Source organism: Streptomyces sp. NPDC038707 (assembly GCF_040636485.1).
Classification (GTDB): Bacteria; Actinomycetota; Actinomycetes; order Streptomycetales; family Streptomycetaceae; genus Streptomyces.
Genome location: NZ_JBEZUP010000010.1, coordinates 108481 through 128225 on the forward strand (window position 1 = coordinate 108481; position 19745 = coordinate 128225).

Genomic DNA, 19745 nt, shown 5'->3' on the forward strand with positions numbered 1-19745 from the left:
ACAGGCGGACGAAGGGGAGGGAGCGCGATGAACGGGGCACCGGACGGCAGGCACACGGCGATACCGGACGGCAGGGACACGGCGATACCGGACGGCACCTGGGAAGATCTGGTCACCACCGCGCTCCTGGGCACCGACCGGCGCGCCCCGGCGCACGTCCCGCCCGGCCGCACGGCACCGGCGGCGCTGCTCGACGCGGCGGCCGTGGCGACCGTACGGCGGCGGGCCGGACTGCGCCCCGGACGGGCGGCGGGCCGGCCGGAGCGGGCGCCCGCCGATCCCCGCCCGCCGCTGCCCGCACCGGCGGCTCGCCGGCTCACCACCCTGCTGGCCGACCGCTCCGGCGGCGCGGGCGGCGGGCGGCGGGGCAGCTCCCCCGACCTGATGGAGCTGCTCCCGCAGTGGCTCGCGGCGGCCAACGCGCACGGGTACGCGGCGCCCCCGCAGGCGCTGCCCGCCCTGCTGGACGCGGCCCGCGGCCGCACCGACCTGCGGCCGGCGGCGCTGGCGTTCGCGGGCCCGCGCGCCCTGTGGCTGGCCCGGCTGAACCCGGACTGGCGGTTCGCCCTGCGCGCGGCCCCCGGCGGCGGTGCGGCCCTGCCGGACACCGAGGACGCCGAGGCGGTGCGCCGGCTGTGGCAGGAGGGGCTGTTCGCGGAGCGGGCCGCGCTGCTCGGCGCGCTGCGCGCCCGCACGCCCGCGCGGGGGCGGGAACTGCTGGCGTCGACGTGGGCGACGGAGCGGGCGGAGGACCGGCTGATGTTCCTGGACTCGCTGCGCACGGGTCTGTCGGACGCGGACGAGCCGTTCCTGGAGCAGGCACTGGGCGACCGCAGTCGCAATGTCCGGGCCACGGCGGCGGAACTGCTGTCGGCGCTGCCGGACTCGGCGCTCGCCGCGCGGATGGCCGTACGGGCGATGGGCTGTGTGGCCCTGGACCGCACCGGGGACGCGCCGGCGATCGTGGTGGAGGCGCCGCTCGCCTGCGACGCGGACATGGAGCGCGACGGCGTGGTGGCCACGCCCCCTCCGGGCCGGGGCCAACGGTCTTGGTGGCTGGGGCAGTTGGTGGAGTCCGCGCCGCTCGCCACCTGGCCGGGGCGGCTGGGCGGGCGGACGCCCGGGGAGATCGTGGCGCTGCCGGTGACGGACGGCTGGCAGGGCGAACTGCACGCGGCCTGGTGCCGGGCGGCGGTCCGGCAGCGGGACGCCGCGTGGTCGCGGGCGCTGCTCGGCTCGCCGTCGGCACCGGAGGCGGGCGGGCCGGGGGCGGTGTCCCTGGCGGAGCGGGCGAAACTGCTGGCCGCGCTGGAGCCGGACGAACGAGCCGCGTGGGTGGCCGGGTTCATCGCCACGCACGGCCTGTCCGAGGCGTTCCAGCTGCTCGGGGTGTGCGCGGTGCCGTGGGCCGCGCCGCTGGGCCGGGCGGTGGTCGACGCCCTCGACATCGCCCGGGAGGCGGGCAGTTACCCGTGGAGCTTCAGCGGGGTGATGGGGCTGGCGGAGCGCTGCCTGGACCCGGCCGAGGCCACCCGGCTGGAGGCTCTGCTGGCGCTGCCCGACGAGCCGGAGGACGCCGCTCCGGGCTCCGGCGGGTACTGGGCGGAGGCGTTCCAGCGGCTGGTCACCACGCTGCGGCTACGGGCGGAGATGGCACGGGAACTGCAGCCGCCCGGCCCGCGGGAGGAGGGCGCTCAGCCGCCGGACGCGGCCGGCTGACGCACGTTCTCCCGGACCCATTCCACGATCGCCGCGGTCGTCGCCCCGGGGGTGAAGATCTCCGCGACGCCCTTCTCCTTGAGCGGCGCGATGTCCTCCTCCGGGATGATGCCGCCGCCGAAGACCAGGATGTCCTCGGCCTCGCGCTCCTTGAGCAGGTCGATGACCGCGGCGAACAGCGTGTTGTGGGCGCCCGAGAGGATGGACAGGCCGATCGCGTCGGCGTCCTCCTGGATGGCGGTGTCGACGATCTGCTCCGGCGTCTGGTGCAGGCCGGTGTAGATGACCTCCATGCCGGCGTCGCGCAGAGCGCGCGCGATGACCTTGGCCCCGCGATCGTGGCCGTCGAGCCCCGGCTTGGCCACCACCACGCGGATCGGACCGGCTGCCACACCCATCACTGCCTCCATCAAGCGACCACGGAAGCGATCGCTTCCGTGCGTACCGACAAGTACCGCACTCTTGGCGCGTCCCGCCATCGTCGAAGTGAACGAACGTTATCTCCAGCATCCCGCACCGGGCGGTTTTACGGTGCGCGGCGAGGGGGAAATCACATGGTGGGACATGTGGCACACGGGAGTCGAGGGCGATCCCCGGGTGCCGACAGGAGGTCGGCCGATGAAGGTCACCGGGGTACTGCCGCTCTTTTCCCCGCTCTGCCGCCGCCTGTGGCCGGGCAGACTGGCCGGACTGTCCGTGACGCTGCTCCGCGCGACGGCCCTGGAGGCCACGATCCTGGCGGGCCACCTGCTGCTCTACCCCACGGGCCTGTTCCAGGAACGCCGCTCCCCCGCCCTGCCCGCCCCCGCCGACGGCGCCGCCCGGCTGCCGGTCCGGCCCGCCCCGCCGGTCGTGCTGCTGCACGGCTTCATCGACAACCGCTCGGTGTTCGTCCTGCTGCGCCGCACCCTCGCGCAGCACGGCCGGCAGCGCGTCGAGTCGCTGAACTACTCCCCGCTCACCTGCGACATACGCACGGCCGCGGAGCTGCTCGGCCGGCACATCGAGGAGATCTGCGAGCGCACCGGCAGCGCCCGGGTCGACATCGTGGGGCACAGCCTCGGCGGCCTGATCGCGCGCTACTACGTCCAGTGCCTCGGCGGTGACCAGCGGGTGCGCACGCTGGTCACGCTCGGCACCCCGCACTCCGGAACCCGGGTGGCGCCGCTGGCGGACGCGCATCCGATCGTGCGGCAGATGCGGCCGGGTTCGGCGGTGATCGAGGCGCTGGCCGGGCCCGCCCCCGGCTGCCGGACCCGGTTCGTGAGCTTCTGGAGCGACCTGGACTCCCTGATGGACCCGCTGCAGACGGCTTGCCTGGAGCATCCCGACCTCGACGCGCACAACGTCCGGGTGAGCGGCATCGGCCATCTCGCCCTGCCGGTGCACCCCGCCGTGGCGGCCGGCATACGCGAGGCCCTCGACGCCCCGCACCCCGCGGACCGGATCAGCGGCGGCCTGACGGTGGCCTGAGCCGACCGGGGCGTACCGGAAAGGCGCGCGGACGCCGCACAGGACGTACACAGTCGGCACAAATCGCCGCTCGACATCGAACATTCTTCGAACGCAAAGCCAAAGTCGCGTTGGGAGCCCCCGAAACACGGCCGAATGCCCGTTTACGGCCCACACGAAACCGTCCGAAGATTGTCGCGCCCAGGTACCGCCGGGTACAGTCGCCGCACTGCTCTGGCAGCCCCTGTTGTCGAGGCGAAAGAGAAGTTGGTGAACGACCGTCACCCGTCGGGGACGATGACCACCCCGGCCCCGGCTTCCGACGCCTCCACCGGGCACTACGCGCCGTACGGAGCACAGGAAGCCTCCTACGACGACCTCACCACGTACGGCGGCTATGACGCCACCGGTTTTGCCGACACCCCCGGAAGCGCGGCCTTCGACGCGGACCCGCTTTTCGGCAGCCTCCCGGGCACCGAGCCGACCACCGGCGCCTACGGCACCGCCCAGTGGCAGACCGGCACCGGCCAGCTCCCGGCCTACGACCCGTACGCGGCCCGGCATGCCGGCGCCTACGACTCCGGGGTCTACGACAGCACCGCCTGGGCCGTCCCCGCGCAGGCCACCGGAAACGATGTCAGCGGCCAGTGGGACACGAGCACCTGGCAGCAGTCCGGCCCCTCCGGTACCGCCGACACCACCCAGCAGTGGGCGTGGGACACCCAGACCTTCGACACGGGCGCGTACGACGCCACGCAGTGGAACTCGGCCGGACCGGAGCCGGACGGCGAGCCGTTCGACCAGCAGGCCACCGCGACGTTCGAGGCGGTCGGCGCCCCCGCCCCCGGCGTCCCGGCCACGGCCTTCGCGCAGGAGCCGTACGAGGACACCGGGTTCGCCGGGCAGCCCTCCGCCGCGGACGAGGCGGACGCCACCGGGGAACTGCCCGCCGTGCCCGTCCTGCTGGAGGGCCAGGAGGAGATCACCCCCGTGCCGGCGGCCCGCGCGGCCTCACGCGGCGCGGGCCGCTCCCGGCGCCGTACGCCCGCCAAGCGTTCGGCGCTGCTGACCGTCGCCGTGCCCTCGGCCTGTGTGATGGGGGTCGCGGGGATCGCCGCCGCCTCCGTCAGTGCGCTCACCGACGACTCCAAGGACACCTCCACCACCGCCGCGGACGCGCAGCCGGTCAAGCCGTCGGTCGCCAACAGCCGGCTCGACAGCCAGCTCCAGACCCTCTCCGCCGGCGCCGACGACTTCGCCGACCGGGCGAGCCGCACCCAGGAGCGGATCGACCTCAAGGCGCAGCAGGAACTGGAGAAGAAGAAGGCGGCGGCTCAGGCCGCGCTCAAGGAGCGGCTGCGCCCCAAGTTCGCGCTGCCGGTCGCGCAGCACGGGCTCAGCGCCTACTACGGCCAGGCCGGCATCAACTGGATGTCGGTGCACACCGGCATCGACTTCCCGGTCTCCTACGGCACCACGGTGCTGGCCGCCACCGACGGCACCGTCACCACCAAGTGGAACAGCGCCTACGGCAACATGATGATCGTGACGGCGAAGGACGGCACGGAGACCTGGTACTGCCACCTGTCCAGCTACCGCGTCGCCTCCGGTACGACCGTCAAGGCCGGCGAGCCCATCGCCTACTCCGGCAACTCGGGCAACTCCACCGGCCCGCACCTGCACTTCGAGGTACGGCCGGCCGGCGGGTCGGCCATAGACCCCCTGCCGTGGCTGCGCAGCCACGGCCTGGACCCCACCTAGCCGACAGGGCCCCGCTTCCCGGCGGGGCCCTTTTCGGTACTACAGCTTCTCCACCGGCGCGTACCGCAGCAGCAGCCGCTTCGGCTTGGTGTCGCCGAAGTCGATCGTCGCCTCCGCGTTCGCGCCCGTGCCCTTCACCGCGACGACCGTGCCGAGCCCGAACTGGTCATGGGTGACCCGGTCACCGACGGCCAGCGCGGCCACCGGCTTCTCCGCCGTGCGCCGGGTGGCGAAATCGGACGCGCCCGACGCCGAGGAACGCGAACGGGTCGAGGAGAGCGAGGCCGCGACCCCGGACGCCGGCGCCGTGGCCCCGGTCCGCTTCCACTCCACATGGACGGGCGGGATCTCCTCCAGGAAGCGGGAGGGCGGGTTGTACGACGGCTGGCCCCAGGCGCTGCGCAGCGCCGCGCGCGTGAGGTACAGCCGCTCCCGCGCGCGCGTGATGCCGACGTACGCCAGGCGCCGCTCCTCCTCCAGCTCCTTGGTCTGGCCGAGGGCCCGCATGTGCGGGAAGACGCCGTCCTCCATGCCGGTCAGGAACACCACCGGGAACTCCAGGCCCTTGGCGGTGTGCAGGGTCATCAGCGTGATGACGCCGCCGCCGTCCTCCTCGTCGGGGATCTGGTCGGAGTCGGCGACCAGGGCGACCTGCTCCAGGAAGTCGGCCAGCGTCCCCTGCTCGCCCTCCCCGCGTTCCTGCTCGAACTCCAGGGCCACGGCCGCGAGTTCCTGGAGGTTCTCGATCCGGGTCTCGTCCTGCGGATCGGTGGAGGCCTGCAGTTCGGCCAGGTATCCGGTGCGCTCCAGGACCGCTTCGAGGACGGTGGCCGGACCGGCGCCGGACTCGACGATCGTGCGCAGCTCCTCCATCAGCGTGTTGAACCGCTTGACCGCGTTGGTGGAGCGCGCGGCCATGCCGTACGCCTCGTCCACCCGCTTCAGGGCCTGCGGGAAGCTGATCTTCTCCCGCTGGGCGAGGGCGTCGATCATCGCCTCGGCGCGGTCGCCGATGCCCCGCTTGGGCACGTTGAGGATGCGGCGCAGCGGCACCGAGTCCTCGGGGTTGGCGAGGACACGCAGGTAGGAGAGGACGTCCCGGACTTCCTTGCGCTCGTAGAAGCGGACGCCGCCGACGACCTTGTAGGGCAGGCCGACGCGGATGAAGACCTCTTCGAAGACACGGGACTGGGCGTTGGTGCGGTAGAAGACGGCGACGTCCGAGGCGCGCGCCTGGCCCGCGTCGACCAGGCGGTCTATCTCGTCGGCGACGAACTGGGCCTCGTCGTGCTCGGTGTCGGCGACGTACCCGGTGATCCGGGCGCCCTGGCCGGCGTTGGTCCACAGGTTCTTCGGGCGGCGGGACTCGTTGCGCTCGATGACCGCGTTGGCGGCGGACAGGATCGTCTGAGTGGAGCGGTAGTTCTGCTCCAGCAGGATCGTCGTCGCGTCCGGGTAGTCCTCCTCGAACTGGAGGATGTTGCGGATCGTCGCGCCCCGGAAGGCGTAGATCGACTGGTCCGCGTCACCGACGACGCACAGCTCGGCCGGCGGGACGTCGTACTCGCTCGGCGGAGCGTCGCCCTCGCCGGCGGCGTGCTCCCCGGTGCCCACCAGTTCCCGGACGAGGGCGTACTGCGCGTGGTTGGTGTCCTGGTACTCGTCGACCAGGACGTGCCGGAAGCGGCGGCGGTAGTGCTCGGCGACATCGGGGAAGGCGCGCAGCAGGTTGACCGTCGTCATGATCAGGTCGTCGAAGTCCAGCGCGTTGGCCTCGCGCAGCCGGGACTGGTAGAGCGCGTAGGCCTGCGCCAGGGTCTTCTCGAAGCCGTCGGCGGCCTGGGCGGCGAAGTCCTCCTCGTCGATCAGCTCGTTCTTCAGGTTGCTGATCTTGGCGCTGAAGGACTTGGGCGGGAAGCGCTTCGGGTCGAGATCCAGGTCGCGGCAGACCAGGGCCATCAGACGCTTGCTGTCGGCCGCGTCGTAGATCGAGAACGACGACGTGAAGCCGAGCTTCTTGCTCTCCCGGCGCAGGATGCGCACGCACGCGCTGTGGAAGGTCATCACCCACATGGCGTTCGCACGCGGGCCGACGAGCTGCTCGACGCGCTCCTTCATCTCGCCCGCGGCCTTGTTGGTGAAGGTGATCGCGAGGATCTGCCCCGGGTGGACGTTCCGCTCGGCCAGCAGGTAGGCGATGCGGTGGGTGAGCACACGGGTCTTGCCGGAGCCGGCGCCGGCGACGATGAGCAGCGGGGAGCCGGCGTGCACGACGGCGGCACGCTGGTTCTCGTTCAGCCCCTCCAGGAGGGCGGCCGAGTCCAGCGCGGGGCGCGGGGCGCCGTCGCGGTAGTGGGTGTCCCGGTCCGGTGGCATGTCGAACTTCCCGCCGAACAGATCGTCCGGAAGCGGCTCCGGAGCATGATCGTCATCGGGCGGTGGCGGAGGCTCCTCCTCGTGCCCGCGAGGGGCCTGGAGGTCCGCCAGGAAGCTGTCGTCAAAGAGGCTGCTCATCGCTCTACGAGTCTAGGGCGCCCCACCGACAACCGGTCGCCGTCCCCGGAACATCGCCCGTTTCCGGGGCGGTTGATCTTCCCGCGCGCGACGTCACCCGGCGGGCCCACCTGGTCACGGACGCACGTCCCGGCCCCCAGGTCACGGAAACGTATCGGACGGGGCGCATGCCGTCCTTCACGGGAACTTCACGAGCCGGCCAGGTTGCCACAGTGTCGCAGGGCCGGCGCCGAGGCGTGCCGCGGATCAGGTCCAGAGGACGGCGATGAAGATGTTGGCCACGGTCAACAGGCCGACCAGTCCGAAGACGCCCTTGTCGATCCGTTCCTCGTCGCGCTTCACGTAGACCAGGCCGAGGATCACGATCAGCAGGGCCAGCTTGATCCCGAGCTTGATGTTGTTGAGGTGGTGGTCGTCGGCCTGGTTGAGCCCGACGAGAGCCACACCGGTGACCAGCATGGTGAGCGCGCCGTGCAGCATCCCGGGCACGAACCGGGCCGTGCCCTGGCCCATCGCCTTCATCTGGGTGAGGAAACCGCCGAGCAGCGCGGCGATGCCGATGATGTGCAGGCCGACGAAGAGATGGATGAGTACGTCCATGGAGCCGGAGCCTAACGAGGACCCACCGGCCACCCCGCCACCGACCCCCGCCGACCGTCCCGGGCAACCCTGACGGCACCCCGGCCTCAGCCCTGACGTTTCCCCGGCGCCACCCCTGCCAACGGCCTCCGACGACCCTTCCGGCGCCCCGTCACCAGCCCTTGAACGCCCTCGCGCACAGCCCTCGCCCCACCCCGCCGACTCGAGCAGGCCTGAGCCTCCCATCCCGATCGATCATGCATAAATGCGCTCCATAGCACCCCACCGCCCCCGCCAGTCCCTGTTTCCCCACTTTGATCATCACGGCCCGTGAAGGCGACGACTCCGGAAAGCCCAAGCGATCACCTGCGATCACACAACGGTCGACGCGAACCAGTTCCGTACACCTGGTCACCGACCCGTCACCGTACGTTCTAACGTCCTCCCCCAGGTGGTCGGCTCCCCTTGCCGGCCGCGGCAACCGGCCACCACCGAGAAAGGTCCGGCGGCGGCCACTCCCCCTGCATGGGCCGCCGCGCGGCGCACGTACGGCCGCCCGGCCGTGCGGAGTCGTACGAGTCGTACGGAAGGACGTGACGGTTCCAGGTGGCAGCCCACCGCAAGCCCCCGCAACGCCCGCTCACCGGCCATACGGTCCGGACGGCCGCCACGCTCGCCCTGGCGGGCGCGGCCACCGTGACCTGCTTCGACGGAACGGGCCACGCCGACCCCGGGCCGACTCCGTCACAGGTGAAGGCCAGGGTGCAGACGCTGTACCGGGAGGCCGAGGCCGCGACCGAGAAGTACAACGGGGTGAAGGAGGAGGCGGACGCGGCGCAGCGGCGGCTGAGCGCGCTGCAGGACGAGACCGCCCGCAGGCAGCAGCGGCTGAACACGGCCCGGAACGCCCTGGGCTCCCTCGCGGCGGCGCAGTACCGGGACGGCGCCATCGCCCCGGCCTGGCAACTGGCCCTCTCCAGCGACCCCGACCGGTACCTGGACGGTGCCGCGCTCGCCGAGCGGGCCGGTGACCGGCAGGCCGCCGCGGTGTCACGGGTGCGCCGGGAACTGGGGGAGATCGAGCGGCTGCGCGGCGCCGCCCGCGTCGAGGTGAGGTCGCTGCGCTTCCGGCAGGCCGAGCTGCGCCGGCAGAAGAAGACCGTCACCGGCAAGCTGGACGAGGCCCGGCGGCTGCTCGCCCGGCTGACTCCCCGACAGCGCACCGAGGTCACCGACGCGGACGCTTCGGCGGGACGCGCCTCCCGGTCGGCCGCCGATCCGCGGGAGCCGCTGGCCGGATCCGTCCCGGCCCCCAGCGGGCGCGCCGCGGTGGCCGTCGCGTACGCCTACGGCAAGCTCGGCAGCCCTTATGTGTGGGGCGCCACCGGCCCGCACGCCTTCGACTGCTCGGGGCTGGTGCAGGCCGCCTACCGCGCCGCCGGCCTCGCCCTGCCGCGCACCTCCTACGCCCAGATCAACGCGGGCCGGCGGGTCTCCCGCTCCGAACTCCGGCCGGGGGACCTGGTGTTCTTCTACCCGGGCATCAGCCACGTCGGCATCTATGTGGGCGGCGGCCGGATGATCCATGCCCCGAACCCGTCGGCGCCGGTCCGCCTGGCCCCGATCGACCAGATGCCGTTCGCGGGGGCTACCAGGGTGGCGTGAGCAACGGGCGCGGGCGGATCCGCAGGGGTCAGACCAGCCGGCGCGCGGTCGCCCAGCGGGTCAGCTCGTGCCGGTTGGACAGCTGGAGCTTGCGCAGGACCGCCGAGACATGGGACTCGACCGTCTTCACCGAGATGAACAGTTGCTTCGCGATCTCCTTGTAGGCGTAGCCCCGGGCGATCAGGCGCAGCACCTCGCGTTCCCGCTGGGTGAGGCGGTCCATGTCCTCGTCCACGGGCGGGGCGTCGGTCGAGGCGAAGGCGTCCAGGACGAACCCGGCCAGCCGCGGGGAGAAGACGGCGTCGCCCTCCTGGACGCGGAAGATCGAGTCGATCAGGTCGGTACCGGTGATGGTCTTGGTGACATAGCCGCGGGCGCCGCCGCGGATCACCCCGATCACGTCTTCCGCGGCGTCGGACACGGACAGCGCGAGGAAGCGGACGGGCCGTTCGGCGTCCGCCGTCAGGGCCGCGCACCGGCGCAGCACCTCGACCCCGCCGCCGCCGGGGAGGTGCACGTCGAGGAGGACCACCTCGGGCCGGGTGGCGGTGATGACCGCGACCGCCTGGTCGACGTCAGCGGCCTCGCCGACCACCTCGACGCCGGTCTCGGCGGTCTGGCCGATCTCGGCCTGGACGCCGGTGCGGAACATCCGGTGGTCGTCCACGAGCACCACCCGGACGTGCCGCCCGCCCGCGCCGGCACCGGATGGGCCGGGACCGGCCGCCTCCGCCGCCCCCACCGTGCCGTTCGCCTCGGTCGCGTCGCTCATGACGTCTTCTCCGCCCTCTCCATCTCCAGCTCGACCTCGGTACCGCCGTCGGGCACCGCCCGCAGCCGGGCCGTGCCGCCGTTGCGCTCCATGCGGCCGATGATCGATTCTCTGACACCCATGCGGTCGGCGGGTATCGCGTCGAGGTCGAAGCCGGGGCCGCGGTCGCGCACGGACACGAAGACCGATTTCCCCTCGACTTCGGCGTAGACCTGTACGGCACCGCCCTCGCCACCGTACTTGGCGGCGTTCACCATAGCCTCGCGCGCGGCCTGCATCTGCGCTCCGGTCCTCTCGTCCAGCGGGCAGTCGCCGACGATGACGACCTCGATGGGCACGCCGTGTTTGTCCTCCACCTCGGCGGCGTTGCGCCGCACCGCCTCGGCGACCGTGTCCGGCTCGTCGGCCTCGTCCTTGCCGGTGCCCTCCGGCCTGTACAGCCAGGTGCGCAGGTCGCGTTCCTGGGCGCGGGCGAGGCGGCGCACCTCGCCCGCGTTCTCGGCGTTGCGCTGGATCAGGGTGAGGGTGTGCAGCACGGAGTCGTGGACGTGGGCGGCGACCTCGGCGCGCTCCTGGGCACGGATGCGCATCAGGCGTTCCTCGGAGAGGTCCTGGGTCATGCGGACCAGGTAGGGACCGGCGAGGAGCGTGATGCCGACGAGCACGACGAGCGCGGCTTGCAGGACCGCGCCCAGGTGGGCGGTCGATCCCTGGAGGACGAAGATTGCCGTGACCCCGGCCGTGACGAGCAGGACACCGCCGGCCGCCCGCAGCAGGGTCAGGGTGCGGCGCCGCCGGCCGACCTCCACCCAGCGGGCCCGCCGGGCGTTGTCCGCCTGGCGCCACACGAGGGCGACACCGGCCGCGACCAGCACGGCGGGCACCAGATAGGCCTTGGTCGCGCTGCCCAGGTTGACGCTGCGCACGAAGACCATGGAGACGACGACCATGAGGAGCAGGGCGGCGATCTGTCCCCGGTCCGGTCTGCGGGCCATCAGCCGGCGCCGGCCGTCCGGTGCGGTCTCCGTGCCCGCCAGCGAGGACCTGTGGTCGCCGACGCCGCCGACACCGAGAGGGACGAAGAACCAGAACGCGGCGTAGAGCAGCGCTCCGAGCCCGTCGGCCATGAACAGGCCGGCGAAGACGAGCCGCACCCAGATGACGGGCAGCCCGAGATGCCCGGCGAGCCCTCGCGCCACTCCGCCGAGCCAGCGTCCGTCGCTGCTGCGGTAGAGCTTGCGCGGGGGCCGCGGATCGTCGAGTGGCAGGCTTGCGGCTTCCGGCATGCCAACGATGGTCACACGGGCGGCGGGGCGGAGCATCAGGGTCGGTCCCGGAGACGCCCCTGATCTTCTGTCGGGACCGGTCCGGGTGGGCGGCCCGGGCGGCGCCGCCCGGCCCGCGGTGCCGCTCGAACGCTTCCCCGCCTCGTCTCAGGGCCGATTTCAGGGTTGTCCCAGGGTCGTCCCGACTGCCGCCGGGGCGGCCGGGCGGTCACCATGGACGCATGACCGATCACGAGCACGCCGCGACGGGTCCGGGACCCGGCCCCGGCCCGCGCCCCGCCCCGGGCACCGGGCCGACGGATGCCGCGCCCGCCGCGGCGGGAGGCACCGGAGCGGCCGGCGCCCCTGGTTGCACCGACTCCCCCGGCCGCGCCGGCTTCCGCCCCCGTGCCCGCGACGCTGCCCCTTCCTCCGCGCAGGAGCCGGAGCGGCAGGAGAGCCCCCGGCTTCCCGAGCGGTTCCGGCGCGACCGGGGGCACAAGATGATCGCGGGCGTGTGCGCGGGGCTCGGGCGGCAGACCGACATGGACCCGGTGATCTTCCGGATCACCCTGGCCGTGCTGTCCGCGACGGGCGGCCTGGGCCTCATCTTCTACGGCTTCGCCTGGCTGCTGGTGCCGTACGACGAGGAGGAGAACGAGGTCCGCAAACTCTTCACGGGCCGCGTCGACGGCCAGGCGCTGGCCGCGGTCCTGTTCGCGCTGGTGGGCTGCGGGATCTTCCTGACGATGCTGAGAAACGGCGGGGTGCTGGCGTTCGCCACGGTGCTCGCGCTGCTGCTCGCGGGCGCGGGGTACTGGTCGCGGCGCCGTGACGCCTCCGACCACGATCCGCTGGCGGCGCAAGCAGCCGCCGACGCACCGCCGGAGGCCCAGGCTCCGCCGGTCGTCACCTACCCGTCCTGGTGGCGGGACCCGATCGTCAAGGACGGCACCCATGTCGGCGGCACCGGGTATCTGTGGGGGCCCGGCGACGCCCGCGGACGGGACCTCACCTCGGTCGTGGACGTCGGCATCGCCACCCCCTGGACCCATCCCGGGGCGATACCCGCGCCGGCGGCCGAGCCTCCGAGAACGCGCGGCCCGCGCTGGATCGGCGGCTGGGTGTTCCTGCTGGCCCTGCTGGCGGGTGGCCTGGGCACCTGGTCCGGCTGGTACACGCACCCGCTGGGAACCAGCCTGCAGACCGGCCTGGCCTGCGCGCTGGCGGTGTTCGGACTGGGCATAGCGCTCAGCGCGTTCCTGGGCCGGACCGGAGCCGGGACGGTGTTCTGGGCGCTGGTCACGGCGGCCCTGCTCGCCGGGGCGGCGGCGCTGCCCCGGGACATCACCACCGACTGGAGGGAGGCCTCCTGGAAGCCGGCGACGGTGGCGCAGCTGCGGTCCGGGTACGACCTCGGCACGGGACGGGGCACGCTGGACCTGACCCGGGTGCGCCCGGCCCCCGGGCAGACGGTCGCCACGGACGCCCGGGTCGGTGCCGGTCAGCTGAAGGTGATCGTGCCGGCGGACGTGACCCTGCGGATGGACATCGATGTGGGCATCGGCGACATCCGGTTGCCCGAGGACCGTGGACAGGACGTGGATGTACGGCCCGGCAGGCATCAGGACGTGACCCTGATACCGGCCGAGGGCGCCGCCAAGGGCCCCGGGACACCGGGCACGCTGGAGCTCACGCTCGGCGTCGGAGTGGGAGAGGTGGAGGTCAGCCGTGCTGCGTCATGAGTTCCAGCCCGGGAGGCTGGTCGCCGGGTTCTTCCTGACCGTCACCGCCGTGGCCTACGCGGGGGACGCGGGCGGGGCGTGGGACACGCCGTGGTTCGCGGTGATCCCGCTGGTCGTGGGCGGGCTGTGTCTGGCCGGCGCCACGGCCGTGCTGGCCCGCGCGATACGCGGACGGGGCGGCGCCGAGGAGGGTCAGCGGTAGCCGCCGGGCCACCGGCGGGCCCGCCAGGCGGCGTCCACGGAGAAGTAGGGGGCGCCTGCGAGGATCAGCGGGAGCCAGGCCATCAGATAGGCGAGGTCGTTGCCGTAGTAGTAGGGGGTGGTGGCCCAGCTCATCGTCAGCCAGAGGCTGAGCGAGATCAGCGCGCCGCCGAGCGCGGCGAGGCGTCCGAAGAGACCGAGCAGGGTGGCGATGCCGACGGCCAGTTCACCGAGGGCGATGGCGTAGCCGAAGCCGACCGGGCTTTTCAGGGCCAGGTCGATCAGGGCGGGGATCGCGGCGGAGTCGCGGGCCGCGCGCATGGTGTCGCCGATCGAACCGGCGCCGGCGGAGTGCATGAAGGCACTGTCGGTGAGCTTGTCCAGGCCGGCGTAGCCGAAGGTGACGCCCAGGAAGAGACGCAGGGGCAGCAGGGCGTAGTGGGTGGCGGTGTCCCGGAGGCTGCGGGGCTCGTTCAGCCGGGGAATGCGCGTATCCGTCCGCATGCCTTGAGTCATCGCTACAAGCCGCCTTTCACCCGCTGTGCCCCCTGATGTGACGATACGTATGACGAAGGGAGCCCGTTCAATCCTGTCCTAGATGATTTTCCGGATTTCGGCCCCCCGCGGCGAGCCCGCTCCCTCACTCCGTCACCTGGAGCGGGTACCGGTTCGTCGCCGCGCCGGCCGCGGTGATCACCTGGACGTCCACCTGGCCGGGCTCCACGTCCGCCGGCACGGGCACGGTCAGGGTGGTGTCCGTGGGATTGCGGAAGCCGCCGGTGACGGGGACCAGGGGCACGTGGACGTCGACCGCGCCGATGCGGACGACGGTCCGGGAGAGCCGGTCGGCGCCCTGCGCGCCGGGCGGGACGAAACCGGTGCCGCGGATCTCGATGTCGTCGCCGGTGCGGACCGGGCCGTCGAGGTCACCGGGTTCGCGGGCACGGACCACCGAGTGGATCACCGGCCGGCCGCCCTCGGCGTACTTGCCGGCCAGGTAGGTCGCTGCCGAGATCACGACGATCACGCCCAGGCCCCAGGGCAGGTCGGGCAGTTGGCCGGGATGGCGGGCCAGCCGTACGGCGGCGAACAGCAGGGCGACGGCGCTGATGGCGAGGTACTGGATGTCGGTGAAGGCGCCCCGGCCGGAGTCGTCGGTGAGCAGGTCGGCGGCGCGCGGCCGGTGGGCCGGCACCTTCTGCAGCCGTTGGGCGTGGATGCGCAGGCCCGCCACCCGGCGGACCAGGACGGCGACGGCGCACACGACGGCGAGGACGGTCACCGTGCCCGCGCCGCGCGCCAGGGCGAGGCCGGCGATCAGCGCGTCGCGTTCGGCGGGGCCGGAGGCGGCGGCCAGACGGAAGGAGAGCAGCAGGACGGCATAGCCGACGAACAGCACCCAGCAGACGGCGACGGTACGGGAGGTGGAGATGCGGTTGTCCTCGCCGATCACCGGTGCGAGCGCTCCCCCGCGCGCCCGGTGCAGGAGGCAGGCGGCGGTCAGCGCGCCGGCGACGGCGAGCGCGGCGAGCAGGGCCGCGGTGCGGGCAGCGGTCCAGCCCGCGCCGATCGCGGTGAGCGCCTCGGTGAGCAGCAGCGCGGTGACCGCGCCCCACACCGCGCACACCGTGCGCAGCCACAGCCCGGCGAGCCGGACCGCACCCTCGGCACGGGCCTGTGCGGCGACGGCCTCGGCCCGCTGGGTGAGTTCCTCGGACACCCACTGGCGCGATGCCGAGGCCGAGTACGCCACGGCCGCGGGCAGCCCCCGTCCGGCGGCGAAGTCGTCGCGCCGGCGCAGGAACGCGGCGACGGCCCGCCGGTGTCCCGCCCGTGCGCCGCGCGGACAGTCCTCGCAGACGCAGCCGCCCTCGTGGGCGCTCCCGGCGCCCGGGCCCGCCTCCGATTCCGCCTCCCGCATCGCCACGTCCGACGCCCGCCTTCCCCACGACCTGCCGGCCCGGCCGGTCCCGCCGACATCACCCGCGGCGCGCGCGACGGCCCGGCAACTCCCCTGTGACGACAGCGCATTGTGCCGTATGCGGGGCCCGCCGGGGAGGCCGTTCAGGGTCGGCGCGGGTGAACCGGGGTCCGTCGTGTTGACCCGGCGCCGGGAATCCCGCTTCGCGGACGGCTCAGTCGAACAGGTCCGGTTCGGCGCGGCTGATGTCCTGCCAGAGCGGCTGGTAGTTGATCCAGGCCACCAGGTCGCCGCCGAGCTGCTCGCGGGTCGCGACGGCCGCCTTGTGGTCGATGAGCACCGGCCGGCCCGCCGCCTTGGCGGTGAGCTGCACCTGGCAGCACCGTTCCAGGGACAGGAACCACCAGGCGGCGGCGTCCACCGAGTCGCCGACGGTGAGCAGCCCGTGGTTGCGCAGCACCAGCGCCTTGCGGGAGCCCAGCGTGGCGGCGATCCGGCGGCCCTCCCCGGCGTCGACGGTGACGCCGGTGTAGGCGTCGTAGAGGGCGATGTCCTCGTAGAAGGCGCAGCTCTCCTGGGTGAGGGGGTCGATCAGGTCACCGAGGGCGGCGAGGGCGCGGCCGTGCACGGTGTGGCAGTGGGCGACGGCGACCACGTCGGGGCGGGCGGCGTGCACCTGGGCGTGCACGGTGAAGGCGGCCTGGTTGACGTGGTAGCGGCCGTCGACGACCTGGCCGTTCTGGTTGACGAGGACCAGGTCGCCGACGGTGACGTGCCGGAACGGCATGCCGAACGGGTTGACCCAGAAGCAGTCGGTGTACTCCGGGTCGCGGGCGGTGATGTGTCCGGACACCCCGTCCTCGAATCCCGCCCGCCCGAAGATCCGCAGGGCGCCCGCGAGCCGCTCCTTGCGGTGCCGGCGTTCGTCCTCGGCCGACTCGTGCATCGGCGGCATGGCGAACCGCAACCGGTCGGTGGGCAACGGCAGGGGCGGGGTGGGCCCGTGCATGGATCCTCCAGCGGGGGGACTGCGCTACGGGCGGGAAAGTACCCCCGGTCGGCGCGGATCGGCAGAGCTGTCCGGTGAAGAAGACGTGTGCGCCGCATACCCGACAGAAGGTGTCGGGATTGAGCGGCAGGCTGGCGTCCATGAACTGGACAGCCTTCCGTACCGCCGTGCCCGAGCTGGCGGCGATCACCGAGGAGCGCTTCGGCGCGTACCGGCACCACGTCCTCGCGACCCTCCGCAAGGACGGCTCGCCCCGCACCTCCGGACTGGAGGTGCGGTTCCTGGACGGGGAGCTGTGGCTCGGCATGATGCCGCGTTCCCTCAAGGCCCTGGACCTGCTGCGCGACCCGCGCTTCACCCTCCAGGCCAACCCCGGCGACGGCACCGGCCTGGGCGCCGGCGACATCCGGGTCAGCGGGCGGGCGTACGAGGTCGGGGAGGGCCCGGAAAAGGCCGCGTACGTGAAAGAGGTGGAACCGCCGCAGCCGTTCCACCTCTTCCGCACCGAGCCGACGGAGGTCGTCCGCACCTACGTCGAGGACGACAGGTATCTGGTCGTCCAGGTCTGGCGGCCCGGTGAGCCCCTGCGCACGGTCAAGCGCGCCTAGGGCCTACTCCCACTCGATCGTCCCCGGCGGCTTGCTCGTCACGTCGAGGACGACCCGGTTGACGTCGCGGACCTCGTTGGTGATCCGGGTCGAGATGCGGGCCAGGACGTCGTAGGGCAGCCGGGACCAGTCGGCGGTCATGGCGTCCTCGGAGGAGACCGGGCGCAGCACGATCGGGTGGCCGTAGGTGCGGCCGTCGCCCTGGACGCCCACGCTGCGGACGTCCGCGAGCAGGACCACCGGGCACTGCCAGATGTCGCGGTCCAGGCCGGCCGCCGTCAGCTCCTCGCGGGCGATGGCGTCGGCCTCGCGCAGCAGGTCCAGCCGCTCCTTGGTGACCTCGCCGACGATCCGGATGCCGAGGCCGGGGCCGGGGAAGGGCTGGCGCTGGACGATCTCCTCCGGCAGGCCCAGCTCCTTGCCGACCATGCGGACCTCGTCCTTGAACAGCTTGCGCAGCGGCTCGATCAGCTTGAACTCGAGGTCCTCGGGCAGGCCGCCGACGTTGTGGTGCGACTTGATGTTCGCGGTGCCGGTGCCGCCGCCGGACTCCACCACGTCCGGGTAGAGGGTGCCCTGGACCAGGAACTCCACGGCCGGGCCCTCGTCGGCGATGATCTCGGCCTGCGCCTGCTCGAAGACGCGGATGAACTCGCGGCCGATGATCTTCCGCTTCTCCTCGGGGTCGGTCACCCCGGCGAGCGCCTTCAGGAAGCGCTCCTCGGCGTCGACGACCTTCAGCTGGACGCCGGTGGCCGCGACGAAGTCCTTCTCGACCTGCTCGGTCTCGCCCTTGCGCATCAGGCCGTGGTCGACGTAGACGCAGGTCAGCTGGGAGCCGATGGCCTTCTGCACGAGGGCGGCGGCGACGGCGGAGTCCACGCCGCCGGACAGGCCGCAGATCGCGCGCTTGTCGCCGACCAGCTCGCGGATGGCCTGGACCTGCTCCTCGATGACGTTGCCCGTGGTCCAGTCCGGCTTCAGCCCGGCGCCGCGGTAGAGGAAGTGCTCCAGCACCTGCTGGCCGTGCGTGGAGTGCATGACCTCGGGGTGGTACTGGACGCCGTAGAGCTTCTTCTCGTCGTTCTCGAACGCGGCGACCGGGACGACGTCCGTGGACGCGGTGACCGCGAAGCCCTCCGGGGCGGCGGAGCAGGCGTCGCCGTGGGACATCCACACGTGCTGCTCCTCCGGGGTGCCCTCGAAGAGGGTGGAGGACACCTTGGAGACGTGCAGGTCTGTCCGGCCGTACTCGCGGGCGCCGGTGTTGTCGACGGTGCCGCCGAGGACCTGCGCCATCAGCTGGAAGCCGTAGCACATGCCGAAGACGGGGACGCCGGACTCGAAGAGTTCGCGGTCGAGGCGGGGGGCGCCCTCCTCGTACACCGACGAGGGGCCGCCGGAGAGAATGATCGCCGCGGGCTTCTTGGCGAGCATGTCGCGGACCGGCATGGTGCTCGGCACGATCTCGCTGTAGACCCGCGCCTCGCGGACGCGACGGGCGATGAGCTGGGCGTACTGCGCGCCGAAGTCGACGACCAGGACGGTGTCGGGGGTGGCGGCAGACTGGGTCGCTGATGACACGGGGTGCCTTCTGGTGGTCGGGCGGGGGTCTGTACTTCCGATTCTAACGGGGTGGCCGCCGGACCTCGGAAATCTCCGAGGCGGCCCTCCGTGGCATACTGGCCGCATGCGCAAGCACTCGACCTTCGTCTTTACCTATGGCATCCGGCCCGCCGGCTGCCATGGTCGTGCTGCTTGAGCCAACCGCCAAGCGACTTCCCAGGCGCCCCGGGCCGACAAGGCCCGGGGCGCCTGTCGTTTCACCGGGTTCGTCGTCCCAGGGCTTCCGTCATCCCGATCGAGGAGCCCCCTATGACCACCACCACCCCGGAAGCGACGATCGCCGACGCGCGCGAGCGCATCGACGCGCTCGACGACCGGATCATCGGCCTGATCCAGGAACGGATGGCCGTCTCCGCCGTCGTCCAGCAGACCCGGATCGCCTCCGGCGGGCGGCGGGTGCACCTGTCCCGCGAGATGGAGATCCTCGCCCGCTACCGGGACGCCCTCGGCAAGCCCGGCACCAGCCTCGCCATGACCCTGCTGGAGCTGTGCCGGGGTCGCATCTGAGTTCGGCCGCGCTCTCACCCGTACGGTGCCGTGACCGGCCCGCGGACCGCTTCGTTGAGGGGGTGTGTCCGTGCCAGCCAGGGGCGGGCGACAGAACCACGCGTGGCTCGCCGGAGCGATGAGGCGTACGGGTCGTGCCGTACGCCGTGGGACCTCGCTCCGGGACGTGACCGGACGGCAGGGGACAGCAGCCCGGTCATCAGGAGAACGGCCGGCTCCGGGGACGCCCGGGGCCGGCCGGTCCGACAACCGCAGACAGCTTCCGACACGGCGCCGGTCCCGGGCTTCGGCGCCGACCGAGCGAAGGGCCCCGCGGCCCCTCCGTCCCGCGGGGCCCTTCGCCCTGCCCGAGCCCCCCTCACCTCCCGGTGTGGCGGAGATCACACGGCAGGCGCGGCGCT

General features: G+C 72.8%; 17 protein-coding genes. 8 read left to right on the top strand and 9 right to left on the bottom strand.

All coding sequences use genetic code 11. The features are described 5' to 3' along the window. Positions 1-27: 27 nt before the first annotated feature. Positions 28-1719 (top strand): DUF5691 domain-containing protein, encoded by a 1692-nt coding sequence (locus AB0E62_RS16210; RefSeq protein ID WP_362193106.1) that lies wholly within the window; start codon positions 28-30, stop codon positions 1717-1719. Here AB0E62_RS16210 and AB0E62_RS16215 read toward each other — a convergent pair. Continuing rightward, positions 1695-2117, bottom strand: coding sequence for a cobalamin B12-binding domain-containing protein (locus tag AB0E62_RS16215; RefSeq protein ID WP_362193109.1), 423 nt, complete (start codon positions 2115-2117; stop codon positions 1695-1697). The two genes, AB0E62_RS16210 and AB0E62_RS16215, sit on opposite strands and share 25 nt — an antisense overlap. A gap of 220 nt (positions 2118-2337) precedes the next feature. On the opposite strand from AB0E62_RS16215, the gene AB0E62_RS16220 reads away from it, so the two are divergent. Beyond that, entirely contained in the window at positions 2338-3192 is an 855-nt protein-coding gene (locus tag AB0E62_RS16220; RefSeq protein ID WP_362193112.1) for an alpha/beta fold hydrolase, read from the top strand. 249 nt (positions 3193-3441) lie between these two features. Further along, complete coding sequence (locus AB0E62_RS16225) at positions 3442-4932, top strand: peptidoglycan DD-metalloendopeptidase family protein (RefSeq protein ID WP_362193115.1); 1491 nt, start codon at positions 3442-3444, stop codon at positions 4930-4932. A 39-nt stretch (positions 4933-4971) separates the two neighbouring features. Here the strand turns inward: AB0E62_RS16225 and pcrA are convergent, their stop codons facing one another. Beyond that, positions 4972-7446, bottom strand: coding sequence for a DNA helicase PcrA (pcrA, locus tag AB0E62_RS16230; RefSeq protein ID WP_362193118.1), 2475 nt, complete (start codon positions 7444-7446; stop codon positions 4972-4974). Positions 7447-7692: 246 nt separating this feature from the next. After that, positions 7693-8046, bottom strand: coding sequence for a hypothetical protein (locus AB0E62_RS16235; protein ID WP_362193121.1), 354 nt, complete (start codon positions 8044-8046; stop codon positions 7693-7695). Positions 8047-8631: 585 nt separating this feature from the next. Between AB0E62_RS16235 and AB0E62_RS16240 the strand changes: the two genes are divergently transcribed. Next, positions 8632-9690 (top strand): NlpC/P60 family protein, encoded by a 1059-nt coding sequence (locus tag AB0E62_RS16240; protein WP_362193123.1) that lies wholly within the window; start codon positions 8632-8634, stop codon positions 9688-9690. Positions 9691-9718: 28 nt separating this feature from the next. Here AB0E62_RS16240 and AB0E62_RS16245 read toward each other — a convergent pair whose 3' ends face one another. Both AB0E62_RS16245 and AB0E62_RS16250 read right to left on the bottom strand, forming a co-directional pair. Then, positions 9719-10462, bottom strand: a complete 744-nt coding sequence (locus AB0E62_RS16245; RefSeq protein ID WP_362193126.1) for a response regulator transcription factor — start codon at positions 10460-10462, stop codon at positions 9719-9721. Beyond that, positions 10459-11748: a PspC domain-containing protein gene (locus AB0E62_RS16250; protein ID WP_362193129.1), complete on the bottom strand. Its 1290-nt coding sequence runs from the start codon at positions 11746-11748 to the stop codon at positions 10459-10461. The genes AB0E62_RS16245 and AB0E62_RS16250 overlap by 4 nt, the downstream gene beginning before the upstream one ends. Positions 11749-11969: 221 nt before the next feature. Between AB0E62_RS16250 and AB0E62_RS16255 the strand changes: the two genes are divergently transcribed. Further along, positions 11970-13472, top strand: coding sequence for a PspC domain-containing protein (locus AB0E62_RS16255; protein WP_362193132.1), 1503 nt, complete (start codon positions 11970-11972; stop codon positions 13470-13472). Next, positions 13459-13674, top strand: coding sequence for a hypothetical protein (locus AB0E62_RS16260; RefSeq protein WP_362193135.1), 216 nt, complete (start codon positions 13459-13461; stop codon positions 13672-13674). The genes AB0E62_RS16255 and AB0E62_RS16260 overlap by 14 nt, the downstream gene beginning before the upstream one ends. On the opposite strand, the gene AB0E62_RS16265 is transcribed toward AB0E62_RS16260, so the two are convergent. From AB0E62_RS16265 to AB0E62_RS16275, 3 genes are all read right to left on the bottom strand, one after another. Further along, entirely contained in the window at positions 13665-14189 is a 525-nt protein-coding gene (locus tag AB0E62_RS16265) for a DoxX family protein (RefSeq protein WP_362193137.1), read from the bottom strand. The genes AB0E62_RS16260 and AB0E62_RS16265 overlap by 10 nt on opposite strands. Positions 14190-14313: 124 nt before the next feature. Beyond that, complete coding sequence (locus AB0E62_RS16270; protein WP_362193481.1) at positions 14314-15594, bottom strand: IPT/TIG domain-containing protein; 1281 nt, start codon at positions 15592-15594, stop codon at positions 14314-14316. A 214-nt stretch (positions 15595-15808) separates the two neighbouring features. Beyond that, the gene (locus AB0E62_RS16275; RefSeq protein ID WP_362193140.1) at positions 15809-16603 is read right to left on the bottom strand and encodes a class II aldolase/adducin family protein; all 795 of its coding nucleotides are present in this window, start codon (positions 16601-16603) and stop codon (positions 15809-15811) included. A 140-nt stretch (positions 16604-16743) separates the two neighbouring features. On the opposite strand from AB0E62_RS16275, the gene AB0E62_RS16280 reads away from it, so the two are divergent. Then, complete coding sequence (locus AB0E62_RS16280; protein ID WP_362193143.1) at positions 16744-17211, top strand: pyridoxamine 5'-phosphate oxidase family protein; 468 nt, start codon at positions 16744-16746, stop codon at positions 17209-17211. Between the two features lie 3 nt (positions 17212-17214). On the opposite strand, the gene guaA is transcribed toward AB0E62_RS16280, so the two are convergent. Then, the gene (gene guaA / locus AB0E62_RS16285; RefSeq protein WP_362193146.1) at positions 17215-18795 is read right to left on the bottom strand and encodes a glutamine-hydrolyzing GMP synthase; all 1581 of its coding nucleotides are present in this window, start codon (positions 18793-18795) and stop codon (positions 17215-17217) included. A 291-nt stretch (positions 18796-19086) separates the two neighbouring features. Here guaA and AB0E62_RS16290 point away from each other — a divergent pair, with 291 nt between their 5' ends. Beyond that, complete coding sequence (locus tag AB0E62_RS16290; protein ID WP_362193149.1) at positions 19087-19344, top strand: chorismate mutase; 258 nt, start codon at positions 19087-19089, stop codon at positions 19342-19344. Positions 19345-19745: the final 401 nt, after the last annotated feature.

Bases quoted from the DNA above. Each gene is read 5' to 3' on its own strand.
- AB0E62_RS16215 (WP_362193109.1), bottom strand. From the start codon at position 2,117: ATGGGTGTGGCAGCCGGTCCGATCCGCGTGGTGGTGGCCAAGCCGGGG.
- AB0E62_RS16270 (WP_362193481.1), bottom strand. From the start codon at position 15,594: ATGCGGGAGGCGGAATCGGAGGCGGGCCCGGGCGCCGGGAGCGCCCAC.
- AB0E62_RS16245 (WP_362193126.1), bottom strand. From the start codon at position 10,462: ATGAGCGACGCGACCGAGGCGAACGGCACGGTGGGGGCGGCGGAGGCG.
- AB0E62_RS16275 (WP_362193140.1), bottom strand. From the start codon at position 16,603: ATGCACGGGCCCACCCCGCCCCTGCCGTTGCCCACCGACCGGTTGCGG.
- AB0E62_RS16265 (WP_362193137.1), bottom strand. From the start codon at position 14,189: ATGACTCAAGGCATGCGGACGGATACGCGCATTCCCCGGCTGAACGAG.
- pcrA (WP_362193118.1), bottom strand. From the start codon at position 7,446: ATGAGCAGCCTCTTTGACGACAGCTTCCTGGCGGACCTCCAGGCCCCT.
- AB0E62_RS16255 (WP_362193132.1), top strand. From the start codon at position 11,970: ATGACCGATCACGAGCACGCCGCGACGGGTCCGGGACCCGGCCCCGGC.
- AB0E62_RS16290 (WP_362193149.1), top strand. From the start codon at position 19,087: ATGACCACCACCACCCCGGAAGCGACGATCGCCGACGCGCGCGAGCGC.
- AB0E62_RS16220 (WP_362193112.1), top strand. From the start codon at position 2,338: ATGAAGGTCACCGGGGTACTGCCGCTCTTTTCCCCGCTCTGCCGCCGC.
- AB0E62_RS16235 (WP_362193121.1), bottom strand. From the start codon at position 8,046: ATGGACGTACTCATCCATCTCTTCGTCGGCCTGCACATCATCGGCATC.
- AB0E62_RS16280 (WP_362193143.1), top strand. From the start codon at position 16,744: ATGAACTGGACAGCCTTCCGTACCGCCGTGCCCGAGCTGGCGGCGATC.
- AB0E62_RS16250 (WP_362193129.1), bottom strand. From the start codon at position 11,748: ATGCCGGAAGCCGCAAGCCTGCCACTCGACGATCCGCGGCCCCCGCGC.
- AB0E62_RS16210 (WP_362193106.1), top strand. From the start codon at position 28: ATGAACGGGGCACCGGACGGCAGGCACACGGCGATACCGGACGGCAGG.